The sequence below is a fragment of the Gammaproteobacteria bacterium genome (assembly GCA_015709635.1).
In the GTDB taxonomy this organism is placed as follows: domain Bacteria; phylum Pseudomonadota; class Gammaproteobacteria; order Burkholderiales; family Nitrosomonadaceae; genus Nitrosomonas.
Window position 1 is genome coordinate 1,853,652 of record CP054180.1, and the last position, 12,958, is coordinate 1,866,609.

General features: G+C 43.8%; 12 protein-coding genes. 2 read left to right on the forward strand and 10 right to left on the reverse strand.

The window, feature by feature from the left end:
* Positions 1-4: 4 nt before the first annotated feature.
* Complete coding sequence (ccmA, locus tag HRU78_08750; GenBank protein ID QOJ23731.1) at positions 5-619, reverse strand: cytochrome c biogenesis heme-transporting ATPase CcmA; 615 nt, start codon at positions 617-619, stop codon at positions 5-7.
* A gap of 784 nt (positions 620-1,403) precedes the next feature.
* Here ccmA and HRU78_08755 point away from each other — a divergent pair.
* Complete coding sequence (locus tag HRU78_08755) at positions 1,404-3,269, forward strand: histidine kinase (protein ID QOJ24983.1); 1,866 nt, start codon at positions 1,404-1,406, stop codon at positions 3,267-3,269.
* Positions 3,232-3,888: a response regulator transcription factor gene (locus HRU78_08760; GenBank protein QOJ23732.1), complete on the forward strand. Its 657-nt coding sequence runs from the start codon at positions 3,232-3,234 to the stop codon at positions 3,886-3,888. The genes HRU78_08755 and HRU78_08760 overlap by 38 nt, the downstream gene beginning before the upstream one ends.
* A 629-nt stretch (positions 3,889-4,517) precedes the next feature.
* Here the strand turns inward: HRU78_08760 and HRU78_08765 are convergent.
* From HRU78_08765 to aceF, 9 genes are all read right to left on the reverse strand, one after another.
* Positions 4,518-4,739: a hypothetical protein gene (locus tag HRU78_08765; GenBank protein ID QOJ23733.1), complete on the reverse strand. Its 222-nt coding sequence runs from the start codon at positions 4,737-4,739 to the stop codon at positions 4,518-4,520.
* Between the two features lie 106 nt (positions 4,740-4,845).
* Positions 4,846-5,241, reverse strand: a complete 396-nt coding sequence (locus tag HRU78_08770; GenBank protein ID QOJ23734.1) for a universal stress protein — start codon at positions 5,239-5,241, stop codon at positions 4,846-4,848.
* A gap of 294 nt (positions 5,242-5,535) precedes the next feature.
* The gene (locus HRU78_08775; GenBank protein ID QOJ23735.1) at positions 5,536-6,873 is read right to left on the reverse strand and encodes a SulP family inorganic anion transporter; all 1,338 of its coding nucleotides are present in this window, start codon (positions 6,871-6,873) and stop codon (positions 5,536-5,538) included.
* A gap of 903 nt (positions 6,874-7,776) precedes the next feature.
* The gene (gene rng / locus HRU78_08780; protein QOJ23736.1) at positions 7,777-9,231 is read right to left on the reverse strand and encodes a ribonuclease G; all 1,455 of its coding nucleotides are present in this window, start codon (positions 9,229-9,231) and stop codon (positions 7,777-7,779) included.
* A gap of 137 nt (positions 9,232-9,368) precedes the next feature.
* On the reverse strand, positions 9,369-9,989 hold the full coding sequence (maf, locus tag HRU78_08785) for a septum formation inhibitor Maf (protein QOJ24984.1): 621 nt from the start codon (positions 9,987-9,989) through the stop codon (positions 9,369-9,371).
* A gap of 100 nt (positions 9,990-10,089) precedes the next feature.
* Positions 10,090-10,560: a 23S rRNA (pseudouridine(1915)-N(3))-methyltransferase RlmH gene (rlmH, locus tag HRU78_08790; GenBank protein ID QOJ23737.1), complete on the reverse strand. Its 471-nt coding sequence runs from the start codon at positions 10,558-10,560 to the stop codon at positions 10,090-10,092.
* Positions 10,561-10,594: 34 nt separating this feature from the next.
* Positions 10,595-10,921, reverse strand: a complete 327-nt coding sequence (gene rsfS / locus HRU78_08795) for a ribosome silencing factor (protein QOJ23738.1) — start codon at positions 10,919-10,921, stop codon at positions 10,595-10,597.
* Positions 10,918-11,586 (reverse strand): nicotinate-nucleotide adenylyltransferase, encoded by a 669-nt coding sequence (gene nadD, locus HRU78_08800; protein QOJ24985.1) that lies wholly within the window; start codon positions 11,584-11,586, stop codon positions 10,918-10,920. Before nadD ends, rsfS begins: the two co-directional genes overlap by 4 nt.
* Positions 11,587-11,625: 39 nt before the next feature.
* Complete coding sequence (gene aceF / locus HRU78_08805) at positions 11,626-12,936, reverse strand: dihydrolipoyllysine-residue acetyltransferase (GenBank protein QOJ23739.1); 1,311 nt, start codon at positions 12,934-12,936, stop codon at positions 11,626-11,628.
* Positions 12,937-12,958: the final 22 nt, after the last annotated feature.

A 12,958-nucleotide genomic window follows, 5' to 3' on the forward strand; every position in this document is an offset into this window, starting at 1 on the left:
TAGATCAAGCCAAGTGCAACTGGGTTGTTGATACTGCCGTAATATCAATCTCCTGATGCGTGGTCATCACCACCATGCCGCCTTCCTGCAAATGCCGTTCCAGCAGCTCTTGAATCAATTTTACCGCCGCCACATCCAATGCGACCAATGGTTCATCCAGAATCCATAGAGGTGTTTTGCACACCAGCAAACGTGCCAGTGCGACGCGACGCCGTTGACCTTGCGACAACACCTTGACCGGTAACGCCTCTCTGCCGCGCAATCCAATATAATTCAGCGCTTCATTCGCCTGATCAGCGCTAATTTCAAAACCTGCTAGTGCACTTGAAATGCGCAAGTTTTCGATAACCGTTAAATCATCTTTGGTACCGTTCAAGTGTCCTATATAGGTCATAGCACTATAATATTCGCCATCCAAGGTACGAATCGAAGTACCGCTCCATCGAATCTCACCGGCAGCAGGATTGGACAAACCGCAGAGCATGCGCAGCAAACTGGTTTTGCCGCTGCCGTTTGGACCGCGCACTTGCATTAAACCGCCCACCTCTAGTGAAAAATTGACATCTCTAAACAGCTCGCGATCACCGCGAACACATGCGAGATTAATACCCTGCAACATTTTTTGATCAGTTGATGGATTAAACGGGGGATTATAGCGCAATGAGGAAGCCTATGACACCGATCGATCGCTTGTAAGTTATATGCAAGATCCGCTTGCCAAAATTTCAATGAACATTCTTCATTTCTAATATACTTAATTGAATTCATTCACCTCAATCAAGGAGAGTAACTTGTCTTTGACGCGCGATGATCGCAAGATCAGCATTATAGGCGGCTTATTATTGCTGGGACTAACGCTGACCACCGGTATTACCGTGTATACCGCCATGCGACAAGAAATTGAATCCGTGCTGGGTAGAGGACTGGCTGTCGCCTTGCAAGGAAAAGCGCATTTATTGGAATCGCAAATTGAAAAGGGATTGGCCGATACCCGTGCGCTGTCGCTGCGCCCGTTTATCGTTCAGTCAATGCAACAACTCAGCACCGAACCGGACAACCATAATGCATTGCACGATCTTGTGCGAAATATCAACTCATTACCCGAAGCAGGCTTTTCGGCGGCTGTCGTTCATGACAAGCAAGGTAAAACACTGTCACAAGTTGGTCAATTTTCTAAAAGTAAAAAAGTGCTCCGGTTAAACAAGGATACGCTCTTGATATGGGATGAAGAGCTTATTCTTCACACCACCAATGATGTGCTTGATCAAGATAAACGCCACATTGGCAGTATCACAACCCAAGTCAAACTACCGCAAGTAACGCGCCGGTTTAGAGGAATGCGATCGATCGGTGAAACGGGTGAATTCATCTTATGCGCAAAACCGGAAAAGGGAAAGCATGAAATGGCTTGCTTGATCAGCCAGATTGATGGCGTCAAATTCAAGCATCTAGCTCCTGATGAAAACATACCGTCAAAAAATTATACGCTTGACAAGAAAAGTGGCGTAGTGGCTACTTTCGATTATCGTCAAGTTCCAGTAATCGAAACCTATGCTTCATTACACTCCATCGGTCTTACCATGATCCTTAAGCTGGATGAGGAGGAATTATTCAAGCCGGTTAATGAAAAACTGAAAGATATCATTGTTTATCTGGCGACACTGATTAGCGCTGAAATATTGTTATTGAACTGGTTTGTGCGCAAGCTCATCCAATCAGAAAAAGAAGCCCGGCAAGCTAAAGAGACGGCTGAACAATACTCGATAGAATTAAGTCGCAAGGAAAGTGAGTTACGAGAACGTTTAAAAGAAATCACATGTCTCTATGAGATTCGCCGCAGTCTCGGACTTGAATTATCGGTAGAGGTAGCCTGCCAGAATATTATTAAGTTTTTAATACCTGCAATGCAGCACCCGGAATACACCTCGATCACAATCAATCTCGATGGGAAACACACTTCCTCCGTACCTCAGACGAGGGATTTTACTCACGAATTGACATCTGAAATCCGTATTAATGGTAAGGCTTGCGGCCATTTAAGTGTTTATTACCCTAAGGACAAGCCATTTTTAATAATGGAAGAACAAAGGCTGATCAATGCCATCACGAGTGATCTGGCGTTATGGCTGGAACGCAAACAAGTCGATGAGCTGTTGCATGCCCGCCTGAAAGAGATCACCTGTTTGTATGAAATACGGCGTAGTATGGGAGTGGAGCTTTCATTAGAAGATGTCTGCTTTAGTATATTCAAATACTTAATACCTGCCTTGCAATATCCGGAAATTGCCACTGCGGTCATCGACGTTAACGACAAACATTTTACTTCAGGAAATGAGAACCAGAATCATGTAAATCAGCCGCACGCCGATAGCAAAACGGATTCAAATCTTTCTGGACTTGAACTCGATCAGGAAATATACAAAAGCAAGCCGGTTTTACAATCCAAAATCCTTATCAATGGAATAGAGTGCGGCCATTTAAGTATTTTTTACTCAGAAGAGAAACCTTCTTATTTACCGGAAGAACAAAAACTTGTCAGTGCGATTGCCAATGATTTGGAAAGCTGGCTTGAGCTGAGACATTTGGAACAAGCATTGGTATCGGTTGCTGAGGAACAAGCACATACGATCGGACAAGAATTGCATGATAATGTCGGCCAGCAAATAGCGGCTATCGGCTATCAAGCCAGAGTGCTCGAAAAGAAAATTTCCAATTCGGTAAATGGCAATGAGAACTTAGCAACATTGGCAGCATCCATTGCCACTCAAACCCAGACAGCCGTCATTCATATCAAGCAACTTGCGCAAGGATTACTGCCGTTTGAACTGGAAGCCAATGGTTTGATCCAAGCATTGCAAACCTTAGCCACCAGAATCTCTACAACGTATAATATCGATTGTGATTTTTCTTGGAATAATATTAATATTATCAACGATAACAGTACGGCACTGAACTTGTACCGAATCACTCAAGAAGCAGCAAACAATGCAATCCGGCACGGCAAGGCAAAACATCTAACCATTTCCTTAATGTCTGATGAGAAAATGCTGTGTTTGTCTATCTGTGATGATGGTTGCGGTTTTACCGGAATTGATATCAATCAACCGTCAACACCGGGAATGGGTATTAAAATTATGCAATACCGTGCCAAGGAATTGGGTGCAAAGCTGGAAATTTTAGCGCGCAAAGAAGGCGGCACGGAAGTTCGTTTAAAAACACATATCACTAAAAATGTCGACAAAGAAAGCAAAAGTAATGCTCGTAGATGATCATGCCATGTTGCGGCATGGCCTTGCCATGCTCATCAATATGGAACCGGATATGGAAGTATTTGCCGAAGCTGGGGATGGGGCTGAGGCGCTGGAAATCATAAAGAAAAATAATCCGATTGATATTATTTTATTAGATGTAACCCTCAAGACGGTATCCGGACTTGAAGTCATCAAAAGTATCCATGCGTTGATTCCGGATCTGCCGGTTCTGTTCATCTCCATGCATGATGAATCGGTTTACGCTGAACGGGCTCTTCGTGCTGGAGCGCTGGGATACGTCATGAAGCACGAACCCGGCGAAGCCATGCTTGAAGCCATCCGTGAGGTTCTAAAAGGCAACGTTTATCTCAGCAAGCAAATGCACAAAAAACTATTGAAGCGAATGGTCATGAAAAGCTCTGAACCGGAGCATTTGATCAACACGCTTACGTCCAGCGAGCTTGAGGTATTACACCTGATCGGGCAAGGACACAATAGTCACGAAATTTCCCAAATGCTTTGTCGCAGTATTAAAACAATCGATACACACCGTTTTAATATCCGGTCGAAATTAAACCTGAAAGATGGTGCTGATCTGATTCGCTATGCAACACGCTGGATCTCACAGCAACAATAGAGTAATCCACAATCAATTAGCAACGTGACATTTTCAAGCAAGAAGGCAGCATTTCACTACCGCCTCCCAATTGATTGAAATAGTTGTGATAATCGATGAATTCTGGAATGAAGTGCAATCTTGCATATCATGAAGATCAAGAAAGAAGGAATTCAGCAACACCCAGTTTCTTTGATCAGCCAACTGAGATTGGAGATTGCAAAAATGAACTACACACCGATCATCTTAAAGAGTAACTCAGATCTATATCTTAAAGCAGATCAGGCGGAGTAATGCCTAGAGCAAAGTTGCTAGGGAGCGAATCCTGGAGGTTACTCAATTGAATCCGAAAAGATCAAAAAACCACCGAACCGGCGGAGGTTCGGTGGAGGAAACACCCTATGAAAGCTTAATTGAAATAGAGGAAACTTATTTCAAAGATTTACATAGAACCCAATTCAACACGCCCACGATCTCCAGGATCATTGTGACATTCTTATCACAAAATTTTTGCTCTAAAAATGCTTGGGTTAAGCGGTCCATTTACAATAAATAGGGATTGTAAATATTAACAGGTAAGACAAAAAAATATAAAATAACAAAAATTCTCTTTGAAACAGTTACTTATAATAAAAATTATTAGAAAATGGTTAGTTTCTGTTCAGAGATGGTTGATATCCAGTTGCATATTTTCCTTTGTTCGCAGGTTTGCCAAATTTTAAAGCAATTACTATATAAGCTATAAAAAATGCCAATCCTAATTGGCCATCGGTAATGATCCAATTAAAAACATGTCTTGTTAATTCGAACATCGATAGCAAACTCATTCCAATGGCGACAATTGAAACAACAAATATTTGTTTTATTGACATAACAATCTCCTTGATTGTGAAATTTAATTATTTAAAAATCTTATGCACACTTAATCTATTTTCATTCAATAAACTATTTGTTACCTAAAACAAGCAAATTCAACATCTAGCTTTGTTTTGAGCGAACCAACAGTACTGAAGAATCGATTTTAGTGACTAACTGCTCTGCAACCGAGCCTACGTAGAAACGCTCTAATCCGCGACGATTCGATGTTCCTACAACCAATAAATCTGCCTTCCAATCATAAACAGCGGCAGCGATAGCTTCAGCAATGCCATTCAAACCATACTCAGCTTCAGCTTTAAGAAGACGAGTTTCGACACTCAATACATCAGTTTCGGATTTGGCTTGCTCTAGAATCTCTTGACCTTTATTTTTGTTAGCTTCATTGTCATCACCGACACAATGAACAATGCATAATGCCGCATTGTAGGTGTTGGCAATATTTATCGCTTCTGCTAACGCCTGCTTCGCTATCTCGCTGCCATCAACAGCAACCATTATCTGTTTATACATATAATTTCTCTAACTGAGTTCCTGGTTGATTATTAAAAAAGTCTAAAGCACAAACCAGTTCACGATAAATTATGCGACGGCATTTTTGCTTGCAGATTGTTGCTGTGTTCTTTCTTCAAATAAACAAAATATTGTCTAATTACAGAAATTAATAATTTTTTTAACATGATAAATTCTCCTCAATGTAATTTCGGTACGCTTTAAGTAATGCTTTGATGCTTTTCCTTTTGCAAACAACTGCGCACAAAGGTTATGCCACAGCAACGCTCCTACTTATTCTTACTGCAAATTACTGTTATCTTTTTTCAAATTATCGAAATACCGTTTAACTACTGACCTTCCTGGCATATTCTCATGTTTGGTATAAACCAGATAATGAACAAGGCCATGTATCGCCATTGCAATCAATAAACCTTCAAAGATACCAACTTTATAAACCAGGCCCGCTGTCAAAATTGCCAATATCAATGCATAAGGACCATAGTGGGTGACATGTACTAAGCCAGCAATCATCTTATAACCCGTGAACAGCATAATTGCCGCCAGAGCGAATTTCGGCAAATAATCCAGATAATGTGTATTAAACGTAAAGAAACATACAACGGTGCCAATAATCAAGACCGAAAACTTAGTCATTGCACCCGCCAGCTTATTGGTAGTACTTTTTGCCAAGCCATCCAAGTTGGTCATACCACCAAAGAAACTTGAACCCATATTAGCAATCCAGATGGCAAGCAAACTGTTATTGCTATTGGTCTTACGTTTCAATGGGTCAATTTTCTCAATCGCTGCATTACTCATCACCTGCTCAATCACGTCCACAATAGCTAACATAGCGCAGAAGAAAATCATGTAAGCCAGCATCAGGATTGTCGTATCTTCACTTGGCAGCGGTAATTTCAATTGCAGCTCAACATCTTCCACAGAAATCATCGGTACAGAAATAAACTGCGCCAATATCACGCCACCGATAATAATGGCGAAATAAGGAATCGCTGGTTGTGTATCCTTAAATTTAGAAAACAGGAGCAAAAATACAGCCAGACCACCCGCTGATATCGCAGCCATCTGAATGCGCGCCGCATTCCAGAATTCTTCCGTCACTGATTCTGCAGGTATTTCGTATGTAAACTCTGAAAATTTCAATAAAATCTTTAACCCAACACCCGCTAACAATCCTTCAACCAGATATACCGGAACGGCAACCAGTAAGTATCGCTGCCAATTAAACCTCCAAATAATGCCCTGCATGATCGCAGTCATAAAAATACAGAATGCCATGTTCTGGATACCAAAAGCAGCCACCCCCATCGCCAATACCGGTGCCAATCCCGCAGCAATACCTGGAGAGCCAATAAAATTGCCCGGTTTGAACCAGGCATTTATCCATCCAATCAAAGAAGCAAAAGCAACTGTAGCCAAACCAACTTTGATCGGATAATTTGACATGATCGCAATACCAATCGTTAATGGAATAGCCATTGCGCCAGTTATTAAACCCGCAGCAGTATCACGGAAAAAATATTGCGACTGAAAAGCAGCCGAACCTTCTTTCTTGACAATCTCTGCACTTTTCTGTTGCGAGACTGCTGATTCGTCATCTAGTCGTGACGCCATAAATTACCTCTCTCTCGTAAACTATTAGTGATAAACTTCAAAAACTTTTCTCTTTGCTAAAACCAAAAGTAAATTCAGTTTTTGGAGTCAACTAGCTTGTTGAAGAACTTTTCCTCATTGAAAGAGATGATGATTCTGCAATCAGTTATTCCCTCAGTAATTCCTGTTCCCACGATCGCAAAATTTTTCTATTTCAGCTTTCGAGATAGACATTCTTCAAGAATGTAAGCTTGGAATAATCCTATCGCTTCACTATTGCGATGTATATTAGGAAAACTATTATTATTTAACGAGTAAAAACGCCAATCAATATAGTCATAACCATTACATTACAATGGCAATAGAATTGCATCAGAAAAGACAAAAACCTTACTTCAACCGGGAAGATTTATTACAAATAATAAGTAAAATACTTAGATGATTTCTGCCTGAATTGCTGAGAAAAACAATTCTAGAAAAACTGCATCACGCAATTAAGCATAATATATACAATAGCATACAACCAGAAAGAATCAATCTCCGATAAAACTCCAATTGCTTCTAGTCTCAAAAAAACGAACTAATATTTTTTAAGGAACAGTTTATTAATTTCTTAGATAAGTAGAAATAGAAATTGCTATGAGAACCCAGCGCACGCTTTATGCGGTTTAGTAATACTACTTTTTACTTATGTCGTTCTAAGTGTAAACATGACGAACACATCTATTTATAAGTCATTGAAAATATATAAATAGATGAGTATTTTAAGAAGCTGTTGATTACATCGATACGAGGTATCAAGGCAAAGCTGAGAGATATCCGATTACTGATAACAGAAATCAAACTTTATTCTCTTTGGATTAGATACCGCTATTCAGTAGCCGAAAAAAATCCGCCGCGATTGGATTGGAATGTGCTGCACTATTACATCAAGATCACATCATACTGCTCTTGCGTGTACGACTCCTCGACCTGCAGACTAATGGGTTTTGCTATAAAATCACCTAGTTGCGCCAAGCTTTGCGATTCTTCATCCAAAAATAAATCGATCACTTGTTGCGACGCCAGGATGCGGAATTCATTTGCTTCAAATTGCCTGGCTTCCCGCAGCAATTCGCGCAATATTTCGTAACAAATCGTTTGTGCGGTACGGATTTCACCTCGCCCCTGGCATGTCGGGCAAGTCTCGCACAGCACATGCGCCAGGCTTTCCCGCGTGCGCTTACGTGTCATTTCAACCAATCCAAGCGCACTGAAACCATTGACGGTTATACGGGTACGGTCTTTCAACAATGCTTTGTTGAATTCAGCCAAAACCGCATTTTTATGTTCTTCCGAATCCATGTCGATAAAATCAATGATGATAATGCCGCCGAGATTGCGTAAACGCAGTTGTCTTGCAATGACCTGAGCTGCTTCAAGATTGGTTTTAAAAATAGTATCGTCGAAATTACGCACACCGATGAATCCCCCGGTATTCACGTCCATTGTCGTCAATGCTTCGGTTTGATCGATAATCAAATAGCCGCCGGATTTTAAATTGACGCGTTTCGCCAAAGATTTCTCAATTTCTTCTTCGACACCATGTAAATCAAACAAGGGACGGTCACCGGTGTACAGTGTGATGCGTTCCGCAATAAAGGTCATATAATTCTGCGCAAACCGCACCAATTTTTGATAATTCTCGCGCGAATCGACGAAAATACGAGCCGTATTTTCGTCGACAAAATCCCGTAACACACGATGGCTAAGATCAAGGTCTTGATAAAGTAAAACCGGTGCTGCAATCGTGATCGATTGCTGTTGAATGTCACGCCATAGCCGGTGCAAATATTCGAGATCGGCACGCAAATCGCTTTCATTCGCGGTCTCAGCCATGGTACGGATAATGTACCCGCCCTTCTCATCCGCGGGCAAAATATGCTGCAACTTCTCACGCAACAGCTCACGTTCGCTGTCATCTTCGATCCGCTGGGAAATGCCGATATGCGACTCCTGCGGCAGAAACACCAGCAAGCGTCCCGCCAGGCTTATCTGTGTCGACAGCCGTGCACCTTTGGTACCTATTGCATCCTTGATCACTTGCACCAGGATGCTATTCCCTTCGTATAACAATTTCTCAATGGGCTTGGCAGCATCACCCTCCTGACCGGAGTCGCGGATATCCGCTACATGCAAAAAAGCAGCCCGGTCAAGACCGATATCGACAAAAGCCGATTGCATACCGGGTAAAACACGGCTGACACGCCCATTATAAATATTCCCGACAATGCCACGGCCACTGGTCCGTTCAATGTGCAACTCTTGCGTCACACCTTGCTCCAGTATCGCTACCCGGGTTTCTTGCGGTGTGATATTGACAAGAATTTCATTATTCATATTCAGGAAAATTATTATTAAAACAAACGGGTATTGAAGTTAGCGATCAAGCCGGCTGAAAATTACATCGCGGTAATGCAACAACATGGTGTAGCGATTCAATTTCAAAACAACGCGCAATCATAAAAAACTAACCGCTATTGAAAAACCGCTATACCGGCCTCCTCCAGCAGTTGTGCCGTTTCGTACAACGGCAACCCCATGACGCCGCTATAACTGCCCGAGATCTCAACGATAAAAGCGGCCGCCATACCTTGAATTGCGTAAGCCCCTGCTTTGTCCAGAACATTATTATTGGTCAGATAATGGCGAATCTCACGTTCACTGATTTCACGAAACCGGACGGTCGATGTCGATAGCCGCATTTGTATCGTATCCTTGATACCAACGCCGATCGCTGTCAGAACCTGATGTGAGCGACCTGACAATACTTTCAGCATTTCTTCGGCATGTGCATTATCCTTCGGTTTGCCGAGGATGCACCCGTCAATCGTCACAATGGTATCCGCCGCTAACACGGGTTGAATCGGCAAATGGCGCTGCAATATCCGTTTCCAGCCGGCATCGGCCTTAGCACGGGTAACACGGTAGATATAATCGGCAGGAATCTCATTAGCAAACGGTTGCTCATCAATATCGACCGCACGCCCTAAGGTTTCGCGCATCATCAACAAGTTGAATTTCACACCGATCTGGCGCAGCAATTCACGCCTTCTGGGGCTTCTTGACGCAAGGTATATTTGGTTTTCAGAAAACATCACAGTCTATACAATCGCAATACGTTCGGGCGGTTAAATCATCCTGGCCATGTTATCGAAAATGACTGGAAAAGCTGTGTTCATCTTTCCGCAATCTCACTCAGGCTCTATGGTAAGGGTGATTCTTATTGATCGATACGGCGCGATAAATTTGTTCCGCCAACAAAACACGCACCAGGCCGTGCGGCAAAGTCAGTTTCGACAACGCCATCATGGCATTTGCGGCTCGCTTGATATCACCGTGCAAACCGTCAGCACCGCCAATAATAAACACAACGGCATCGCTGGCGAGCATCCATTCCGTAATGACATCCGCAAATTTTACCGTCGTCCATTGCTGCCCTTGCTCGTCGAGAACCACCATATGGCAGTTCGGCGGTAAGGCCGCGCGAATCCGTTGATATTCGGCCTGCAAGAGCTGCTCCACGGGTTTTCCGCCATTCCGCTTTTCCGGCTTGATTTCAATCAAATTGACGGTTATCTCATGCGGCATGCGCTTGATATACTCAAGATAGCCCGTCCTGATCCAATCCGGCATTTTGTTGCCAACCGCGAGTATAAAAAACTTCATATGCAAGGAAAATTAATGCGCCATCTTTGCCACATTAACTCCGCTCCGACCACAACATTTTCAAATTGTAATACTCGCGTACCGCCGGCAGCATGATATGCACAACCACATCGCCCAAATCCACCAGCAACCATTCTCCCGTCTGTTCGCCTTCCACACTGTAAACCTTCCCACCGGCAGCTTTGACTTTTTCTTGCACATTATTAGCCAATGCTTTTGTCTGACGTGTCGAGTCGGCGCTGGCGATAATAATGAATTCGAACATCGAGGTGATTTTGGCTACATTGATGACATCAATATCATGCGCCTTGATCTCTTCCAATGCATCGACGGTGACAGGTACCAGTTTCTCAGAGTTCATAGATTTCCGGTGTATAACCGATTGGATTTAATATATTCAGCAACGCTTTCGGGAAGCAGATAGCGTATGCTTTTTCCGGCGCTGATCAGCGATCGTATTTGTGAAGCGGATATTTCCAGCAACGAAGTATGTGCGGTATAAATAAAGCCGCTGGATTGCCGTACCAAATCGCTGGTACTCGTAACGCAGCGGGAAGAATATTCCTCGCGTATCTCGGCCGGCAGATTTTTCTCTTCGCCAATCGAAACAAAACCTGGTCGAGCCACCATGATCAAATGACATAAATTGAATAACTCCCGCCACTCAGACCATTGATTGATTTTGACAAATGCGTCGATTCCCAACACAAAGCAAAGCGCGGCTTTATTGCCCAACTCATGTTGATATTCGCGCAACGATTGCACGGTTGTACTAATACCGGGACGGTTGATCTCCCGCTCATCCAGCGTAAACCGGTTGTTATCCTGAATCGCCAACCGCACCATGGCTGCCCGGTGGCCTCTCGACGCCGCAGGAGCCGCCCGTAAACGGGGAGCGCCCGATGGTACAAAAATCATGCGCTTCAAACCGATGCTATCCAGCAGTTCTTCCGCAATGCGTAAATGGCCATAATGAATGGGATCGAATGTCCCGCCATAGATGCCAACCAGAGGAAATTTATCGATAACGTCCCCCTTGGCGAAGATGGAAACTGATACTACCAGTCATAACAGCGCAAGGCGCATATCCGTCAACACTTCCGACAGATGCGTGGTAAAGCGGGCTGCCGTCGCACCGTCGATAACACGATGGTCATACGACAATGATAGCGGGAGCATTAAACGCGGTACAAATTGATTATCGCGATAAACCGGCTTGATACCGGCTTTTGAAACACCCAGAATGGCTACCTCCGGTGCATTGATGATCGGTGTAAAAGCCGTTCCGCCGATTCCCCCCAGACTGGAAATAGTGAAGCTTGCACCCTGCATATCGGTGGGCTTCAGCTTACTTTCGCGCGCCAATGCAGACAGCCTTGTCAATTCCTCGGCAATGGTAATGATCCCCTTCTGATCGACATCCCGGATGACGGGCACAACCAATCCATTCGCGGTATCGACGGCAAACCCGATATGGTAATAATGTTTGATGACCAGATTCGTTTCGCCACCGGAATTATTGTCGAGTGAAGCATTGAATTCCGGAAATTTTTTCAAAGATGCAATCAACGCTTTCATTAAAAAGGCCAAAAGCGTCAATTTCACTTTATTTTCTTTTCCGCCTTCGTTGGATTCTTTTCGCAATGCTTCCAAGTCGGTAATATCGGCTTCGTCAAACTGCGTCACATGCGGAATCATCACCCAATTGCGATGCAGATTCGCGGCGGAAATTTGCTTGATGCGCGTCAACGACCTCAACTCAACCGGACCGAACTTGGCAAAATTCACTTGCGGCCACGGCAACAGATTCAGCGCTGCACCCGTACCGGTACCGCTTAACTTTGATAATTCGGCTTTTACAAAAGCTTGCACATCTTCTTTGAGAATGCGGTGCTTCGGGCCGCTGCCGGTAATCAATTCAAGATTGACACCGAGTTCCCGGGCAAAACGGCGAATCGACGGACTGGCATGCGCTTTGGGTGAAGCATTGCTTGCGGGCAATGCTGGCTGGGGCAAATTTGGCGTCGGCTGATTCGCAACCGGCTTGATTTCAGCCGCCACCTCCTGCGCCGCTACTTCCTTTGCAGCAACCGCAGTCTGCGGAATCTGCGCAGGTGTTTCAGGCGGCGTATGGCCCGAAATCTCCAGAGTCAGAATTGCAGTGCCTTCCGATACTTTGTCACCGGCTTTGACCAGTACCTCCTTGATCGAACCGGAATAAGGTGACGGGATTTCGATAGTCGCTTTGTCGGATTCCAACGTAATCAGCGAGTCTTCGGCCTTCACCTTGTCACCCGCCTTTATCAGCACTTCGATGACCGGTACATCTTTGAAATCACCGATATCCGGAATGAGCACCTTTTTTAATTCAGCCACAAGCTTTCCTCGCAGTGCTTCG